Origin of the sequence: Streptomyces sp. BBFR25 (assembly GCF_044590125.1) — a bacterium.
In the GTDB taxonomy this organism is placed as follows: domain Bacteria; phylum Actinomycetota; class Actinomycetes; order Streptomycetales; family Streptomycetaceae; genus Streptomyces; species Streptomyces canus_D.
Genome location: NZ_CP172447.1, coordinates 968,263 through 985,530, shown reverse-complemented (window position 1 = coordinate 985,530; position 17,268 = coordinate 968,263). Strand labels below are relative to the sequence as shown.

Below are 17,268 nucleotides of genomic sequence, written 5' to 3'. Positions count from 1 at the left end.
GTGTTCCAGGAGTCCGAGGAAGGGGCCGGCCCGTGACCGACAGCCCACTGCAGAACCGCACCGTCGTGGTGACCGGCGCCGCGCGCGGACTCGGCGCCGCCCTGGCCCGCGCGTGCGCACGGCGCGGCGCCCGGATCGCGCTGCTCGGCCTCGAGAAGCCACGGCTGGACGCCCTGGCGGCGGACCTGCCGACCCTGGCGCTCGCCGTCGAGACCGACGTCACCGACCCCGCCGCGCTGGCCGACGCGGCCGATGAGACGCGCCGACGCCTGGGGCAGCCGTCGGTCGTGGTGGCCAACGCCGGTGTCGCGCACGGCGGACCGTTCGCCACCTCGGACCCCGCCGAGTGGAGCCGCGCCGTCGAGGTGAACCTGACCGGCAGCGCCCACACGGCCCGCGCCTTCCTGCCGGACCTGCTCGACACCGCCGGGTACCACCTGCAGATCGCCTCGCTGGCCTCGCTCGGCGCCGCCCCCCTGATGAGCGCCTACTGTGCTTCGAAGGCGGGCGCGGAGGCCTTCGCCCACTCGCTGCGCGCCGAAGTGGCCCACCGCGGCGTCGCCGTGGGCATCGCCTACCTCAACTGGATCGACACCGACATGATCCGCGATGCCGACCGCTACCCGGTCCTGCGTGAACTGCGCGCCCACATGCCGCCCCCGGCCCGCCGCACCTTCCCGGTGGACGACGTCGCCGCCCGGCTGGTCCGCGCCGTGGAGCGCCGCCGTACCGCCGTGTACGTGCCGGGCTGGTTGCGCCTGGTCCAGCTGGGGCGCGCGTCCCTGCCGCCCGCGGTCCTGCGGCTGTCCCGCCGCGAGCTGCCCCGGCTGGAGGCCGAGGACTCCATGGGGCACACCGGCCCGCTGGGCGCGGGAGGCCGTGCCGACCGCGCGGCGGACACGGGTGCGTGACGGGCCGACGCGGCAGCGCCGTATCGCGGCACCGGCCGGGCGGCGGCGCGACACGGCACCCGCCGGGGGAGCGGGGCCACCGGACGGGTGACCGCGGGGCCCGGAACCGGCTCCTGCGGCGTCGTGCCGCAGGCGAAGGGGGAAGACATGACGCCGACCCCACGAGAGCAACCGCGATGCGCCCCGGCCCGGTCGCACCGGCCACGCCGTGGTCCCCGGCTGAACGGAGCGGCACCGCAATGCAGACCTTCCTGCCCCACCCCGGATTCCGGGACTCGGCACTGGCCCTGGACCGGCGCCGCCTGGGCAAACAGCGCGTGGAGGCGCTCCAGGTGCTGCGCGGCCTCATCGTCCCCGGCTACGGCTGGCGCCACCACCCGGCGGTGCGGATGTGGACGGGTTACGAGGAGGCGCTCGTCCGCTACGGCCTCGACGTCTGCCGGGTCTGGCGCGAACACGGGCACCAGGACAGCTGCGCGGCCTCACTCGTCGCGGGGCTCGCCGAGATCCGTCCGGGCGAGCCGGTGCGCGACCAGCCGGAGCTGGCGGACGCCGGGGAACTGCCGCCCTGGCTGGGCGACAAGGCCTTCCACCGCAGCCACCGTTCGGCCCTGGTGCGCAAGGATCCCGCGGTGTACGCCGGGCTGTTCCCGGGGGTCCCGGACGACCTGCCCTATGTGTGGCCGGGTTCGGACCGGGAGCGCGGCCGGGAGGGGAGCGCCGACGCCTAGGACGGTCAGGTCTGCTGCTCGCCCGCGAGTTCCCTCATGTCGACCGTCTCGCCGGCCGGCGGCTGCTCGGGGCTCACCGTCTCGCCGTACTCGCTGAAGGTGACGCTGCCCGGGTTCTTGCCGCCCTCGGTCGTGGTCTTGAGGATGTACGGCTCGCCCTCCGTGGCGACGTGGAGGGTGAGCTTCTCGCCGCCGGAGGCGTCCTTGGTCAGCTCCAGGGCCTCCTCGCCGTTCACCTCGGTCGTGGAGCCGCGCTTCATGCCCTGGCGTTCCGACTCGTCCTCGTCCATGGCGGCGACGAAGCCCTGCTTGTCGCAGACCCCGGCGGTCGAGGCGTCGTCCGCCGGCATCCTCACCCACTTGTCCCGGAGCTTCGGCGCCATCTTCCGAGCCGCGTCGGGCTGCTGCTTCAGGGCGGTCCGCCAGTACTGCTCGTCACCGCGCAGGTAGAGGGTCGCGTCGGTGTGCCGCACGTCCGCCCGGGTCTCGCCGGCGCCGATGGTGCCCTGGCAGTTCTTCTCCTGGTCCACCGAGATGTCGGATCATTGCCGTCAAATCCGTTGATTCACCGATGTGTTGACACCGGGAACCTCCGACTGCCCCCGAGTGCCGAGACATGCACACTCGGCACACTCGGGGAAGAACCGGTGACGAGTGTGTGCGCGGCCCTCGGCGCCGATTGGTCCCCGACAGCGCACGCCAAGTGGACCCCGTGGCGGACCGCCGGGCTGCCTAGCGTCGTCACCATGAACGCCACCACCACCCGCGGTGCCCTGCTCGCCGCGCTCGCCTGTGTCCTCGTCGGAGGGTCCTTCACCGCCAACAGCCTGCTGGGCGACTACCCCTACGCGGGCGGCCAGTTCCTGCGCTACGGGCTGGCCTTCCTGCTGCTCGTCCCGCTGGCCGGGCCCGGTGCGACGGCCCGGCTGCGGGCGCTCGGCGCCGGCCGGTGGCTGCGTCTCGCGCTGCTCGCCGCCGTGGGCATGGTCGGCTTCAATCTGGCCGTCCTCGCCGCGGAACGCACGGCGGAGCCCGCGGTACCCGGCGTCTTCGTGGGCTGCGCGCCCGTGGTCGTCGCCGTACTCGTCCCCCTTCTGGCGCGGCGCCCTCCGCAACGGGCCGTCCTGTACGGGGCGTTGGCCGTGGCCGTGGGCGCCTTCACGGTCCAGGGGTGGGGCCGCACCGACGGCGCGGGCATCGCCTTCTCCGTGTGCGCGCTGGCCGGGGAGGTCGGCTTCGCCGTGCTGGCCGTGCCCGTACTGCGGCCGCTGGGCCCGCGGCTGCTGTCCACCGTGGTGTGCGCCGTCGCGGCGGCCGAGTCGGCGGTGGCGGGTGTCCTGGCCGACGGGGCCGGGTGGCTGCGCACACCGGACGCGGTGGAGGCGGGCGCGCTGCTGTGGCAAGCGGTCGTGGTCACCGTCGTCGGGTTCGTGTGCTGGTACATGGGCATGCAGCGGATCGGGGCCGAGCGCGCCACCCTGTACTCCGGCCTGATCCCGGTCGCCGCCGCCTGCACGGCACCGCTCGTCGGCACCGGCTCCTACGGCACCGCCCAGGCCGTGGGCAGCGCCCTGGTCTTCGCCGGGGTCGCCGCGGGATCGGGCGCGCTCCCGTTCGCGCGCCGACGGCGGTCCCCGGCCGGGCGTCAGACGGCGCCCGAGCGGTCCTTGGAGAAGCTGTAGAGGTCCTGCGAGGTGGTGATCAGCTCGCTCTGCTCCTGCGGGGAGCCGACCATGGGCTGCGAGCCGCGCAGCGGCACCTGGGCGCTCTCGGGCAGGAACCGCACGGTCACCAGGCCGATGGCGCCCGCGGCCATCAGGTAGTAGGCGGGCATCAGCTCGTCGCCGCTGATGCTCACCAGCGCCTCCGCGACCAGCGGTGTGGTGCCGCCGAAGGCCGCCACGGCGAAGTTGAAGCCGATGGCCATGGCGGCGTAGCGCACGGCGGTCGGGAACAGCGCCGGCAGGGTCGCGGCGCTCGGTGCGGCGAAGCAGGCCAGCAGGGTGGACAGCAGCAGGACCCCGGCGACCGGCGCCCAGACGCCGTCCGACTTGAGCAGCAGGAACGCCGGGACGGCGAGGACGATCATCGCCACGGCACCGGTGGCGTAGAGCGGGCGACGGCCGACGTGGTCGCTGAGCCGGCCGAGGAAGGTGATCAGCAGCACGATCCACACCATGCCGATCAGCACCAGCACGTCCGCGAAACCGCTGGAGCGGTCCAGGGTCTCCGTCTGATAGGTCGGCAGATAGCCGGTGACCATGTAGTTGGTGACGTTGTAGAGCAGCACCAGTCCCATGCACACGAGCAGCGGGCGCCAGTGCTCGCGCACGATGGTCTTGAACTCACTGCCCGCCGACTCCTGGGCGAGGCCCTTCTCGTGCTCGTCGAGCTGCTGCTGGAAGGCGGGCGACTCCTCCAGCTTGAGCCGCATGTACAGGCCGATGACGCCGAGCGGACCGGCGATCAGGAACGGCAGCCGCCAGCCCCAGTCGAGCATCTGGGCGTCGGTCAGCGCCAGGTTGAGGACGGTGACCAGCGCCGAGCCCAGGGCGTAACCGACGAAGGTGCCGAAGTCGAGCCAGCTGGAGAGGAAGCCCCGCCGCCGGTCGGGTGAGTACTCGGCCACGAAGGTGGTGGCGCCGCCGTACTCGCCGCCGGTGGAGAAGCCCTGGACCATTCGGGCGAGCAGCAGCAGGATCGGGGCGGCGATGCCGATGGTGGCGTAGCTGGGGATCAGACCGATGGAGAAGGTGCCGAGCGCCATCATGATCATGGTGGTGGCGAGCACCTTCTGCCGTCCGATGCGGTCCCCGAGCGGCCCGAAGACCAGGCCGCCGAGCGGGCGTACGACGAAGGCCGCGGCGAAGGTGGCGAAGGACGAGATGACCTGGGCGGCCGGGGAGGCGCCGGGGAAGAAGACCTTCCCGATGGTGGCGGCCAGATAGCTGTAGACGCCGAAGTCGAACCACTCCATGCAGTTCCCGAGCGCCGAGGCCCCGACCGCGCGTTTGAGCAGCGGCCCCTCGACGACCTGGACGTCCTCCTCGCGAAAGGCCCGCCTGGTGCGGCGGAGCCGGCGGGCCAGCTCCTCGCGCACCTGCAGCGGCAGGTGCGCGACCGTACTCGGCATCTTCGCCCCGCGCTGCGGCCCGGACCCGCCGTCGGGCTTCGCGTCCACCACGCCGTCGCCTCTCCGTCGCTCCACCACGATTCGCCTGAGCGAATTCTGTGCAGGAACCCGGGGTCGGCGCATGCCGGGGGCAGGGCTCAGGGCTGGACGGGCATGCTCCAGCAGTTGGAGCCGGCGGGCTCGCCGGAGAGCCGGTCGGTGAGCCAGGAGATGGCGTTGCCCTGATCCGTGAGCAACGGGGCGAAGTGGTTGAGCAGACCGCTGCCCACCCCAGGCAGCACCACGGGGACGTAGGTCACCTTCCCGCCCTTGGCGCACCAGTCGGCGGCCAGTCGGCGGGCCTGGCCGTGGGGGACCAGGTCGTCGCTGACGCCCGTGGCCACCCGGACCGGGCTGCCGGGCCGGAGCGAGCCGATGCGCTGCTCGGCGAGGAAGCGCTGGAGCACCGGTTCGGCGCGGATGACGTCGCCGATGGACTGCCCGGTCTTCGTCCAGTCGGTGCTGCTGTCGCCGCCGTAGCCGAAGAGCGCGTCGCCCACGCACATGGTCGACAGGTCCTTCAGCGCCTCCTGTCCCGCCGCGTTGATGTACCGGTCGGCGATGGGCCGCAGGGCCGGTTCGGTCTGCAGGAAGCCGTTGAGCGACCAGCCGAGCGCGCCCGCGAGGTCGCTGCCGTCGATCGCCTCCGTCACCTCCGTGAGATCGGCGGGCGGGGCTCCGGCGTAGGTACCGGCCAGTTGGACGTCGGGGGCGTAGGAGGGCTGGAGCTCGGCCGCGGCCGCCGTGGCGCCGCCGCCCTGGCTGTACCCGAACAGCCCCACCCGCGAGTCGGAGGTGACGGAGGACGAGTCGAGGGAGCGCGCGGCGCGTACGGCGTCCAGTACGGCGTGGGCCCCGTCGACCCGGTTGACGTAGGTGTGCAGCCGGTCGGTGGTGCCCAGGCCCACGTAGTCGGTGACGACGACGGCGACTCCGCGCAGCAGCAGCCGGTAGACCGACAGGTCCTCGTAACCGACCGAGACCGTCTGCCCGTTGAGCCGCAACGGGTGCTCCAGGGCCATGGAGGCGGCGCACTGGTCGCCCTGTCCCATGGTGCCCGGCGCCACGGCGACCAGGGGGCGGGGCCCGTCGCCGCGCCACTTCGCGGCCGGTTCGATGTAGGCGCCGGTCACGGCGACCGCCTCGCCGTTCGCGTCGGTGGACTTGTACATGAGCCGGGTCGCGCGGCCGGGGAGCGGGCCGTCGATGCCCGGCAGGCTCAGCGCCAGGGGGAGCGGTTCGCTGCGGATCAGCGCGCCGTCGGCGCCGGGGAGCGCGGACGGCGGTGTGTAGAACGCCGGTATCTCGATGCCGCGGGACGTCGTGGTCGTGGTGGCCGCGTCGTCGGCCGGGGGGCCGTCGGCCGCGGCGGCCGGGACGGCCTGGGCGCCGAGGGCGAGGGCCGCGGCGATCGCCGCGGCGAGCATGCGGGGACGTGGGGGCATGGCGAACCTCCTGGGGAAGGGCCGGATCCGGTCGTCCGCGGTCCCGTGCGGTCAGGGCCGTGGTCGCGCTGCTCCTGTGGGGTTACGGGACCGTAACCGGACAGGGGTTACCAGGGGTAGCACCTGACTCATTACGGTTCAGTAACTTGACGTCGCGTCTAACAAGAGCCGGGCCAGAAACCCCGGTCGGCCAGCTGGAGCACCAGCGCCGCGATGTTCCAGGCGTCGTCCACGCCCCGGTGGTGCCGCCCCTGAAGGGGCAGTCCGGCGATCTCCAACGCCCGCGCCATGCCGGGGCGTCGGCGCAGCCCGTGGGCCTCGGCGAAGACGGCCTTGGCGTTGGTGTGCGTGCGCTCGGCCGGGTGACCGAAGGGGTAGGGCACCCCGTCGGCAGCGCACTGGCGGACGAACTGCTTGCGGTCGTAGTCGCCCCAGCTCGCCCAGGGCCGCACGCCCCCGCCGTGGTCACGCAGCAGCGTCTCGCAGGCCTGGGCGAGACTCACGCCCCGGTCGGTCTCGGCCCGGGTGATACCGGTCAGCTCCGTGCAGAACGCGCTGACCCGGGAGCGGGCGGGCCGCACCAGGATCCGGTGCCGGGACACCCGCTCCCCGGCGTCGAGGTCGACCACGGCGAGCCCGATCTCGATGATCTCGCTCACCGCGCCGGGCGGCGGCTGCCCGTCCCAGCAGGTGGCCTCCAGGTCGATGACGTTCAGCAGGCCCGCGTGGCCCCCGTCCGCGGCGCGCCGGTCCATGACGGCACCGTACGGGGGCACCCGAACCACCGGCACCCGGATTTTCCTCCCCCGTCGTGCCTAGGGGGCGTCGTTTGGATCTTGCCGGGGTCGCGGGGTCTGGCACGCACTCCCCCACTGCCTTAAGGGCGTGGGAGGTACCCCCAGCGGCGTTGTCGTCGGTTGCCAGGGCTCCGCCCTGTCGCCCTCCTCCGCCTTGCAGCTGCACGCTCCCCCACGCTCGGCTTCGCTCGCGCGGGAGGGACCCCCATCGCCCCCGCTCAGGTCGGCAACAAGGCGCCGTCGACCGGAGCCGGCCTGATCCAAACGACACCCCCTAGCGGCGGCTCCGTACCAGCAGATACAGGAAGTACGGCGTTCCGATCACCGCCGTCATGATGCCCGCGCCGAGCTGGGCCGGGGCGATGACCGTGCGGCCGAGCAGGTCGGCGGCGCAGACGAGCGTGGCGCCGAGGAGGACCGCGACCGGCACGACCCGCACGTGCCGCCGGCCCACCAGGGCGCGGGCCGCGTGCGGGGCCACCAGTCCGACGAACCCGATGGTGCCCGCGCAGGCCACGGCGGTCGAGCTGAGGACGACGCTCAGCACCAGGAACCCGAGGCGCCCCGGAGCCAGCCGCAGGCCCAGCAGCCGCGGTGTGTCCTCGTCCAGCGAGATCAGGTCCAGCTCGGTGCGCTGGGCGACCGCCACCCCGATGCCGACGACCAGCGCCAGCGCGACCGGTACGACGTCCGGCATGGTCCGCCCGTAGGTCGAACCCGACAGCCAGGTCAGCGCCTTGGTGGCGTTGAACGGGTCGGTGAGCACGATCAGCAGGCTGATCAGCGCCGCCGTCCCGGAGGCCACGCCGATGCCGACGAGGACCAGCCGGTTCTGCCGGAAGCCGCCGCGGGCGGCGAGCCCGAAGACGAGGACGGCGGTGACGGCGGACCCCGCGAACGCGGCTCCCGCCACCCCCCACGTCCCGGCGGCCGGCACGGTGGTCACGAGGATCACCGCCCCCAGCGCGCCGCCGCCGGTCACGCCGAGGACGTTCGGTTCGGCGAGCGGGTTGCGGGTGACGGCCTGCACGAGCGTGCCGGCCAGGGCCAACGCCGCGCCCGCCCCCAGCGCGGCGAGCACCCGGGGCACCCGCGTGTCCAGCACGAAGGAGACGGTCCGCCCGGCCCGGCCCTGGGCCCAGTTGACGACGTCACCGAGCAGCAGCCGGGTGTCGCCCACCAGCACCGCGGCGATCACGAGCCCCACCAGGGCCACGACCAGGACGGCGACCGTGGCCAGGAACACCGCCCGGCTCGGGATCCGCAGCCGGTCGGGCGCCCCGGCCCCGGCGGTGTCCCGCACCCGCAGCGCCATGGCGACCAGGAACACGGCGCCGACCAGGCTGGTGACCACACCCGTGGGCACGGACACCGAGCGGTCGTCCGCGACCAGGGCCCGCAGCAGCACGTCCGAACCCAGCACCAGGGCGGCGCCGGTGAGCGCCGCCGCGGGCATCGCCGTACGGGAGCGGGCGAAGCCGCGGAACCGGCGGGCGAGCGGACGCACCAGGGCGGGTGCGCACAGGCCGACGAAGCCGATGGGCCCGGCGAGCGTGACGGCGGCGGCGGACAGCAGCGCCGCGAGCACGACGACCGTGACGCGGGTGGCCCGTACCGGGACGCCGAGACCGCGAGCGGCGTCGTCGCCGAGGGCCAGCGCGTCCACCCGGCGGGCCGTCAGCATCAGCCCGACCAGCCCGATCAGGGCGATCGGCAGCATCTGCAGGACGCCGTCGAAGCCGTTCTGGGCGATGCTGCCCTGGTTCCACGCGTAGAGGCCCTCGGTCTGCTCCGGGAAGAGCAGCAGCAGTCCCTCCGTCATGGAGTTCAGGCCCAGCATCAGCGCGGTGCCCGCCAGCACGAGGCGGACGGTGCCCGTGCCGAGGCCGGACAGCCCGAGCACGACGGCCGCCGCGGCCAGGCCGCCCACGAAGGCGATCCCGGACGAGGCGAGCATCGGCAGCGAGAGCCCGGTGGCACCGGCCAGCCCCAGCGCCAGGTAGGAACCGGCGTTCACCGCGAGGGTGTCGGGGGAGGCCAGCACGTTGCGGCTGACCGCCTGGAGCACGGCACCCGCCATGCCCAGGACGGCGCCGACCAGGAGCCCCGCGGTCATCCGGGGCAGCCGGGAGGCGACGACGACGGACGCGTCGTCCGGATCGGCCCGCCCGGTCAGGGCCTTGAGGACCTCGGAGGGTCCGACGGCGGCGGTGCCCTGCGTGATGTCGACGACGGCGAGCACGGCGACCAGCAGGACGATTCCGGCCGTCACCGCGGCCGCGCCCGACCGGGACGTGGGGACCGTCGTCGGACGGGCCGCGGTGGGTTCGGTTGCGGTGACGGCCATGGCTCCGCTACTTCGTCAGGGCGGCGACGACGGAGTCGATGTACGCCTCCATCGACCCGGGACCGCCGAACATCCAGATGCCGTCGTCGAGGCGGTGCACGTCGCCGGCCTTCACGAACGGCAGGGACTTCCACACCGAGTTCTTGGCCAGCTCACCGGTGAACGGGGTGGCGCTCGGGTCGTCGTCGTTGCCGATGTAGGCGAACCGGGTGTCCTTCGGCAGCTTGGTCAGGCCCTCGACGTCGGTGGTGCCGAGCCCGTAGGCCGCGTCGCCCTTGACCGTCCAGGCGTTCTTGAGACCGATGGCCTCGTTGACCTCACCGATGAGCGAGGTCGCGGTGTAGGGGCGGATCGAGACCTGGTTGGAGGCGACGTAGCCGTCGGCGAAGGCGAAGTTCCCGCCCGCCGCCCCGGCGTCGGTCAGGGCCTTCTTGCCCTCGGCGACCTTGGCCTCGAAGTCCGCGCGGATGGTCTTGGCCTTGTCCGAGGTGCCGGTGGCCTTGGCGATCAGGTCGACGTTCTCCAGCATCTGGTCGATCTGACCGGTGCCGTCGGCGGAGGTCACCTCGATCACCGGCGCGACCTCGCGCAGCTGCTTCACGGCGGCCGGGGTGAGGTCCGTGGTGGCGACGATGAGGTCGGGGGCGAGGGAGGCGACGGTGTCCATGCTCGGCTCGCCGCGGGTGCCGATGTCCTTCGGCTCGTTCTTCAGCGGAACGGCGCTGTCCCAGGTCTTGTACCCCTTGACGTCCGCCACGCCCACCGGGTCGACCCCGAGCGAGACGAGGCTCTCGACGACGTTCCACTCGGTGGCGACGACCTTGGTGGCCGGCCCGTCGAGCTTCACCTCGGTGCCCTTGCCGTCCTTGAGCGTGATCGCCTCGGAGGCCTTCTTCTCCGTCTTGTCGGCGGCGGGTTCGGTGGTGCCGCAGGCGGCGAGGGCGAGCGCCGCGGCGGTGGTGGCGGCCGCGGTGAGCAGGAGGCGTCTCATGAGGTGGTGCCGAGCCTTTCGGGGGTTCGTATGTGGTGGCGGCCGATCGGGCGGGTGCGCAGCCGGCCGGTCAGGGGGTCGGTGTCGACGTCGATCCGGATGCCGTAGACGGCGGTCAGCCGCTCGGGGGTCAGGACGTCCTCGGGCGGGCCGTCGGCGACGATCCGGCCCGCTTCGAGGAGCGTGATCCGGTCGGCGACGGCGGCCGCCTGGTCGAGGTCGTGCAGGACGACGCCGACGGCGATGCCGTGGTCGTCCGCCAGGTCGCGGACGAGGTCGAGGAGTTCGACCTGGTAGCGCAGGTCGAGGTAGGTCGTGGGTTCGTCCAGGAGCAGTACGCCGGTCTCCTGGGCGAGGCAGCTCGCGAGCCACACCCGCTGCAACTGCCCGCCGGAGAGGTGGTCGGCGCCGCGGTCGGCGAGCTTGTCGACGCCGGTCAGCGCGAGCGCCCGGTCGACGGCGGCCGGGCCGTCCGGGTCGGGCCGCCCCCAGCGGCCCCGGTACGGATAGCGGCCGAACTCGACGACGTCCCGCACGGTCAGCCCGCCGGGCGTCGGCCGGCCCTGCGTCAGCAGGGCGACGTACCGCGAGAACTCACGGGACGTCAGTGCCAGTCCGTCGGTGCTGCCGTCCAGGCTGAGCGTGGCACTGCGGGCCCGCTGCAGCCGGGCGACGGTCCGCAGCAGCGTCGACTTCCCGCTGCCGTTGGGCCCCACCAGGACGGTCACTTCACCGGGCCTGAGCCTGACCGCGGCGTCGTGCACGACATCGACACCGTCGTACGCGACGGTCACGCCCGTCGCCGACAGGTCATGGCCGCGCAGGCGCGGGGTACCGGCTGCGTCTTCACCTGATCTCACGTAGCGAAGGTTAGCCTAACCTAAAAAGTGCTGGTAGAGACGGGGCTCACACCGGCACCGGGGCGGTTGCCCCCTCCTTCGTTCCCCGGCGGAGCGTCAGGCTCAACTTGCTTGCCGGGGACGGGGTTTCCACAGCCCCGCCCGGTTCAGGGACATCGGGCAGTGGAGGTAGATCTCGTCGATCTCCAGGAGCAGCGCGAGGTCCGGACGCCGTCCGTCACGCGCCATCGCGTCGAAGAAGGGGGCGTCGGTGAGGAGCCGGGCCCGGCCGTTGACCCGCAGCACTTCCTTGCTGCCGGGGATCAGATAGAGCAGACCGGCATGCGGATTGTCGAGGATGTTGTGGAAGCTGTCCCCGCGCCGGTTGCCCGGACGGTCCGGCAGGGCGAGGGTGCGCGAGTCGACCACGTGGGTGGAGCCGGGGACGTCGCCGCGGGGCGAGACGTCGCAGTTGCCGCCCGCGTCGGAGGTCGCCAGGAGGCAGAAGGGGGAGCGGGCCAGGATGTCCCGGTCCTCGTCCGTGAGCCGGTCGTGCACCTTGTCGATGACGACGGGCCAGGGTTCGCCCAGCAGCTCGCGCAGTTGTGCGCGCGAGCCGAGTTCGACCCAGCCCTCCTCGGTGGTGGCGGCGTCCGGCCGGTCTCCGGTCGGGTCGATCGTGTGCGGCAAGGCCGGCTCCCCAGTGTGCTCGCGGAACTGCCGGACGTACTGCTCCCGGCGGTTGTTGCACACGCAACATTATCGGGGGCCGCTCTCAGAAGGCGTACCGGATCCGCAGCCAGGGCGTGTGCTCGGCGACCAGCGCACGGAGCCGGGCGACCGCCCCGGCCTTGACGTCCGCCCGGTAACGCACGTTGAGCGCGCCGTTCTCCGAGCGCTTGGCCTGCTGGATCTCCTCTCGCCACAGCACCTCCTCGGCCCGTGGGTGCCAGCCCAGGTTGACTTCGTGCAGCTCCCGGTTGTGCGTCAGCATGATCACCTCGGCGGCGGCCTGCCGCTTGACCCGCTCGGGCAGAACGTCGTCGAGGTGTCGCAGCAGCTCCGCCCAGGCCTCCTCCCATCCCGGCCGCACCACCACGGGGGAGAGGTTGAAGTGCACCTCGTACCCGGCGTCCAGGAAGTCGCCGGCCGCGGCGATGCGCTCGGCGACGGGGGAGGTGCGCACGTCCAGCATCCGGGAGTCGTCCGGCGGCATCAGGGAGAAGCGGATCCGGGTCCGGCCGCGCGGGTTCAGGGCGAGCAGGTCGGGATTGACGAACTTCGTCGCGAAGGACGCCTTGGCCGTCGGCCACTGCCCGAAGGCGTGCACCAGGTCCGCGGTGTTGTCGCAGATCAGGGCGTCCACCGAGCAGTCGCCGTTCTCACCGATGTCGTAGACCCAGGCGTCGGCGTCGCACTGGTTCGGCTCGCGCTTGGGTCCCTGCCGGGCGATGTGCCGGCCGAGGTGGGCGATGATCCGGTCGACGTTGGTGAAGACGGTGACGGGGTTGGCGTACCCCTTGCGGCGCGGCACGTAGCAGTAGGCGCAGGCCATGGCGCAGCCGTTGGAGGCGCCGGGCGCGATCCAGTCCGCGGAGCGGCCGTTGGGCCGGGTGGCCAGGGTCTTCCGCTCGCCCAGGACCAGCGTCTCGCCCTTGACCCGCACCCAGCGCTCGACGTTGCCCTCGTTGCCGTGCAGCCCGGGGATGCCCCAGTGGGAGTCCACCTCGACCACGCGGGCGTCGGGAAACCGGGCGAGGACCTGACGGCCGCGCGGGGAGGCGGCGGCGGCCGGCTCGGCGTGGATCTCCCGCACCGGCAGCAGCCGGCGGGCGGCGGCGGAGTCCCGGAAGAGCGGTCCGGCGGCGGGCGTCGCGGGGGGCGAGAGGGCGTCCAGGCCGAACAGGGTGCCGGAGCCGTCGTCCGGCGCGGTGGACGGGTCGTGCATGGGGGGCTCCGGGGCGGGATGCGGGAGGGACCGCGCGATGTCGCCGCGGTCCGGTCCCTCCACTGTACGGAGCCTTCGGTGCCCGCCGCCGTGTCACGCGGCCCGTCGGGGGCATACGCGAGACACGGCACCGCTCCGGTGCCGCCGATCCGAAGGGATGTACACCGTGCTCGCCATCATCGCGGCGGTTCTGTTCCTCATCGCCTGGCTGATCAACGCGGCGGAGGTCTCGACCAACGACGTCTTCACCTCCACCAACGTCATGCTCATCGGCCTCGCCCTGCTGGCCCTGCACGTCGCCGGGATCGGCAGCGGCTGGGCGGCGCGGGGGCGCCGCCGCTGAGCCACCGCCACCGTCAGCTCCCGTGCCAGCTGTCAGGGGATGCGCGCCACGCCCGCGTAGATACCGCTCTCCTCCGGCGCGGGCGGCTCCATGCCCTCGCCGTACCACTCGGTGGCCGTGACCAGGCCGGGCGGCAGCAGTTCCAGGCCGTCGAAGAAGCGGGCGACCTCCGCCCGGGTGCGGAAGCCGAGACGGATGCCGCCCTTGGCGTACTGGGCGATCACCTGCTCCGCCAGTTCGGGGAAGAGGTCGATCGCGGCGTGCGAGAGGACCAGGTGGCTGCCCGGGGGGAGGGTCTCGACCAGGCCCCGGACGATGCCGTGGGCGTCCTGGTCGTCCGGGACGAAGTGCATCAGCGCGATCAGCGACAGCGCGATCGGCCGGTCGAAGTCCAGGATCCCGCGGGCGTGCCGCACGATCTCCTCGGGCTCCCGGACGTCGGCCTGGATGTAGTCCGTGGCCCCCTCCGGGCTGCTGACCAGCAGGGCCTCCGCGTGCCGCAGCACGATCGGGTCGTTGTCGGCGTAGACGACCCGGGCCGCCGGCACCGTCCGCTGGACGATCTGGTGCAGGTTGGGCTCGGTCGGGATGCCCGTGCCGATGTCCAGGAACTGGTCGATGCCCTGCGCGGCGAGGTGCGCCACCGCGCGGTTCATGAACGCGCGGTTCTGCCGCGCCGCGTCCCGCGCCTCGGGCGGCAGGGTCTCGCCCACCGCCTCGTCGACGGGGTAGTTGTCCTTGCCGCCCAGCAGCCAGTCGTAGACCCGCGCGGGGTGGGCCCGGCCGGTGTCGATGTGGGGAGGCTGGGTGTGGTCCGTGGTCATGGCAGGCTCCGTGCTCCGGGAGGTGACGCTCCACCGCAGTTCTCGATCATCGTACTGCGGTGCCGCCGTGCCATGTGCCGCACGAGTGGCGGAAGTTGCCGCTCACCCCGGTCATCCGTCCCGGCCGGGGCGGCCCAGGGTGCGGGGCGGACGGTAGGCCCACGCGCGGTCGGCGTCGGTGATCTCGCGCAGCACCCGGGCCGGAGTCCCGGCGACGACCGTCATCGGCGGCACGTGGGCCGTCACGACACTGCCCGCGCCGACCACCGAGCCCCGGCCGACGGTCACGCCCGGCATGATCAGCGCACCGGCCCCGATCCACACGTCGTCCTCGATGCGCACCGGCGCCGAGAACTGCGTGCCGTCCCGGCGCAGGTCCGGGTGGACGGGGTGGCCGGTGGTGCTGACGGTCACGTGCGGGGCGAACATCACCCGGTCCCCGACGAAGACCTCGACGTCGTCGACGAGGGTGAGGCCGAAGTTGGCGTACACGTCGTCGCCCACGTGCACCCGGTTGCCGTAGGCCACGTGCAGCGGCGGCTCGATCCACACCCCCGTGCCCAGCGCGGCGAACATCTCCTTCAGGATCGCCCGGCGTCCCTCCTCGTCCCGCGGGCCGGTCCGGTTGTAGGCGTCGGCCAGTTCCTTGCCGCGCAGCCGCTCCTCCGCCAGGCCCTCCAGGCCCGGGGCGCCGTCCGAGTACAGCTCCCGGGCCGCCATTTTGCGGCGGACCTCGCGCTCACGGGGGTCGGTGGTCATGCGGTCTCCTCGTGTCCGTACGGGACGGGCCGGAACGCCCCCCGGAGCTGACGCGTGCCGCTCCGGGGAGGCGGGGTGGTGGTGCGGAGGTGCGCCTAGTCGGTGGGCGTGCGCAGGACGGCGACTCCCCGGCCCGCCAGGACGACGGCGCCCTCGTCACCGGTGTCGCCCACCAGGACCTCTCCGGTGAGCCCGGGGACGGTGACGGCCTCGTCGGTCCGGTTGACCAGGAACAGGAAGCGTCCGCCGGGGCCGCGGCGCACGGTGGTCTCTACCCGGCCGCGCACCGGGGCGGGCAGTTCGCTCGTCACCCCGGCCGGCTCCAGCAGCCTCGGCAGCAGCGCGGCCAGCCCCTCGGAGCCGAGCCGGGTGGACACGTAGGCGGCCGAACCGCCGCCCGTCGGGCGCCGGGTGACCGCGGGGCGGCCCGCGTGCGCACCGGTGCGGTAGCGGACGAGCACCTCGGTCCCGGGGGCGGTGACGGTGACGTGGTCGGTCCACAGACCGCCGGTGCCGCCGTCGTCCAGCTCCACGCTCTGCCCGGCGGGCAGCGGACCGAACTCCTCGACGCGGATGCCGAGCAGGTCCCGCAGCGCGCCCGGGTAACCGCCCAGCCAGACGTGGTCGTTCTCGTCCACGATGCCGGAGAAGTACGTGGTGACCAGGTGCCCGCCCTGCTCGGCGTAGCGGGTGAGGTCCTTGGCCAGCCCGGCCGGGACCAGGTGCAGCACCGGCGCGATCAGCACCCGGTGACGGCTCAGGTCGGCGCCGGTGGTGACGACGTCGGCGCGCACGCCCAGGGAGAGCAGCGCCGAGTACCAGTCGAGCGCCTCCTGGTGGTAGTCGAGCAGCGAGGTGGGGTGCGAGTCCTGCTCGCTCGCCCACCGCGACTCCCAGTCGAAGAGGATGCCCACCTCGGCGGGCTCCCGCTCGCTCCCGGCGACCGGCGCGAGCGTCTTCAGCGTGTCGCCGAGCGCGGTGACCGCGCGGAACAGGTCGCTGTCCGCACCGGCGTGCGGAACCATCGCCGAGTGGTACTTCTCCGCGCCGGCCGCCGACTGGCGCCACTGGAAGAAGCAGACCGCGTCGGCGCCGTGCGCCACGTGCGTCAGCGAGTCCCGGGCCATCTCACCCGGCCGCTTGGCCAGGTTGACGGGCTGCCAGTTCACGGCGCTGGTGGAGTGCTCCATCAGGAACCAGGGGCGCCCGCCCGCGATGTTGCTGGTGAGGTTCGCCGAGAACGACAGCTCGTCGCGGGCCTGCGGGTGCGGCACGACGTAGTGGTCGTTGGCGACGAAGTCCACCTCGCCCGCCCAGTCCGCGTAGTTCATGCCCTTGGTGCCGGGCATCACCATGAAGTTGGTGGTGACGGGAACCCCGGGGGTCAGCTCCCGCAGCAGGTCCCGCTCCGCGCGCAGGTGGTCCTTGAGCGCGTCCGAGGAGAAGCGCTTGAAGTCCAGCTGCTGGGTCGGGTTCGGGTGCGAGGCGGCCAGCCGGGGCGGCAGGATCTCCTCCCAGTCGCCGTAGCGCTGCGACCAGAACGCCGTGCCCCAGGCGTGGTTGAGGGCGTCCGTCGTGCCGTACCGCGCGCGCAGCCAGACCCGGAAGGCGCGGGCCGCGTCGTCGGAGTAGTCGTAGACGTTGTGGCAGCCCAGCTCGTTGTTGACGTGCCAGGCGACGAGCGCCGGGTGGTCGGCGTAGCGGGTGGCCAGCTTCCGGACCAGGCGCAGGGCGTGCTCGCGGAAGACGGGCGAGGTCGGGCGCCAGTGCTGGCGCGCTCCCGGCCACAGCGTCTCGCCCCGGTCGGTGACCGGGAGGATCTCGGGGTGCGCGGTGGTCAGCCAGGGCGGCGGGGAGGCGGTGGCGGTCGCCAGGTCGACGCCGACGCCGTGCTCGTGCAGCAGGTCCATCACCTCGTCGAGCCAGGCGAAGTCCCAGGCGTCGGGGCCGGGCTGGATGCGGGCCCAGGAGAAGATGCCGAGCGAGACGATGGTGACACCGGCCTCGCGCATCAGCCGTACGTCCTCCTGCCACACCTCCCGGGGCCACTGCTCGGGGTTGTAGTCGGCGCCGTAGGCGAGGCGGGGGGCGGGCGCACCGTCCGCCGCGCGGTGCGAGCGGGAGTGGAGGGTGGAGATCATGGCGGTCCTTCCGGTGGGGC

16 protein-coding genes are annotated in these 17,268 nt (G+C 73.2%); 4 read left to right on the top strand and 12 right to left on the bottom strand.

The window, feature by feature from the left end; translation table 11 throughout:
* Nucleotides 1-32 precede the first annotated feature (32 nt).
* Entirely contained in the window at nt 33-911 is an 879-nt protein-coding gene (locus ACGH52_RS04260; protein WP_399937684.1) for an SDR family oxidoreductase, read from the top strand.
* 239 nt (nt 912-1,150) lie between these two features.
* Complete coding sequence (locus tag ACGH52_RS04255) at nt 1,151-1,642, top strand: MSMEG_6728 family protein (protein WP_399937681.1); 492 nt, start codon at nt 1,151-1,153, stop codon at nt 1,640-1,642.
* A gap of 5 nt (nt 1,643-1,647) precedes the next feature.
* Here the strand turns inward: ACGH52_RS04255 and ACGH52_RS04250 are convergent, their stop codons facing one another.
* Nucleotides 1,648-2,172: a hypothetical protein gene (locus ACGH52_RS04250; protein WP_399937678.1), complete on the bottom strand. Its 525-nt coding sequence runs from the start codon at nt 2,170-2,172 to the stop codon at nt 1,648-1,650.
* Between the two features lie 216 nt (nt 2,173-2,388).
* On the opposite strand from ACGH52_RS04250, the gene ACGH52_RS04245 reads away from it, so the two are divergent.
* Entirely contained in the window at nt 2,389-3,324 is a 936-nt protein-coding gene (locus tag ACGH52_RS04245) for an EamA family transporter (RefSeq protein ID WP_399937675.1), read from the top strand.
* On the opposite strand, the gene proP is transcribed toward ACGH52_RS04245, so the two are convergent.
* From proP to ACGH52_RS04205, 8 genes are all read right to left on the bottom strand, one after another.
* Nucleotides 3,288-4,775 (bottom strand): glycine betaine/L-proline transporter ProP, encoded by a 1,488-nt coding sequence (gene proP, locus ACGH52_RS04240; RefSeq protein WP_079252728.1) that lies wholly within the window; start codon nt 4,773-4,775, stop codon nt 3,288-3,290. The two genes, ACGH52_RS04245 and proP, sit on opposite strands and share 37 nt — an antisense overlap.
* Before the next feature lie 137 nt (nt 4,776-4,912).
* Complete coding sequence (locus ACGH52_RS04235) at nt 4,913-6,259, bottom strand: lipase family protein (protein ID WP_121703639.1); 1,347 nt, start codon at nt 6,257-6,259, stop codon at nt 4,913-4,915.
* 158 nt (nt 6,260-6,417) lie between these two features.
* Nucleotides 6,418-7,014 carry a 3'-5' exonuclease gene (locus ACGH52_RS04230; protein ID WP_210976892.1) on the bottom strand — a complete coding sequence of 199 codons (597 nt, stop codon included), beginning with the start codon at nt 7,012-7,014 and terminating at the stop codon, nt 6,418-6,420.
* Nucleotides 7,015-7,330: 316 nt separating this feature from the next.
* Nucleotides 7,331-9,403, bottom strand: a complete 2,073-nt coding sequence (gene cdtC / locus ACGH52_RS04225) for a siderophore ABC transporter permease CdtC (RefSeq protein WP_399937671.1) — start codon at nt 9,401-9,403, stop codon at nt 7,331-7,333.
* A 7-nt stretch (nt 9,404-9,410) separates the two neighbouring features.
* Nucleotides 9,411-10,394 carry an iron-siderophore ABC transporter substrate-binding protein gene (locus ACGH52_RS04220; protein ID WP_076977648.1) on the bottom strand — a complete coding sequence of 328 codons (984 nt, stop codon included), beginning with the start codon at nt 10,392-10,394 and terminating at the stop codon, nt 9,411-9,413.
* Nucleotides 10,391-11,254, bottom strand: a complete 864-nt coding sequence (cdtA, locus tag ACGH52_RS04215; protein ID WP_059298919.1) for a siderophore ABC transporter ATP-binding protein CdtA — start codon at nt 11,252-11,254, stop codon at nt 10,391-10,393. The genes ACGH52_RS04220 and cdtA overlap by 4 nt, the downstream gene beginning before the upstream one ends.
* A gap of 102 nt (nt 11,255-11,356) precedes the next feature.
* Nucleotides 11,357-11,923, bottom strand: coding sequence for an MSMEG_1061 family FMN-dependent PPOX-type flavoprotein (locus ACGH52_RS04210; protein WP_399937667.1), 567 nt, complete (start codon nt 11,921-11,923; stop codon nt 11,357-11,359).
* Nucleotides 11,924-12,008: 85 nt separating this feature from the next.
* Complete coding sequence (locus ACGH52_RS04205) at nt 12,009-13,181, bottom strand: spore photoproduct lyase family protein (RefSeq protein WP_399937664.1); 1,173 nt, start codon at nt 13,179-13,181, stop codon at nt 12,009-12,011.
* A gap of 157 nt (nt 13,182-13,338) precedes the next feature.
* On the opposite strand from ACGH52_RS04205, the gene ACGH52_RS04200 reads away from it, so the two are divergent.
* Complete coding sequence (locus ACGH52_RS04200) at nt 13,339-13,524, top strand: hypothetical protein (RefSeq protein ID WP_059298917.1); 186 nt, start codon at nt 13,339-13,341, stop codon at nt 13,522-13,524.
* 32 nt (nt 13,525-13,556) lie between these two features.
* Here the strand turns inward: ACGH52_RS04200 and ACGH52_RS04195 are convergent, their stop codons facing one another.
* The 3 genes from ACGH52_RS04195 to ACGH52_RS04185 all read right to left on the bottom strand — a co-directional run bounded on the left by ACGH52_RS04195 (nt 13,557) and on the right by ACGH52_RS04185 (nt 17,248).
* Nucleotides 13,557-14,348, bottom strand: coding sequence for an SAM-dependent methyltransferase (locus ACGH52_RS04195; RefSeq protein WP_059298916.1), 792 nt, complete (start codon nt 14,346-14,348; stop codon nt 13,557-13,559).
* Nucleotides 14,349-14,459: 111 nt separating this feature from the next.
* On the bottom strand, nt 14,460-15,107 hold the full coding sequence (locus ACGH52_RS04190; protein WP_210976891.1) for a sugar O-acetyltransferase: 648 nt from the start codon (nt 15,105-15,107) through the stop codon (nt 14,460-14,462).
* Nucleotides 15,108-15,202: 95 nt separating this feature from the next.
* The gene (locus tag ACGH52_RS04185) at nt 15,203-17,248 is read right to left on the bottom strand and encodes a beta-galactosidase (RefSeq protein WP_121703635.1); all 2,046 of its coding nucleotides are present in this window, start codon (nt 17,246-17,248) and stop codon (nt 15,203-15,205) included.
* Nucleotides 17,249-17,268: the final 20 nt, after the last annotated feature.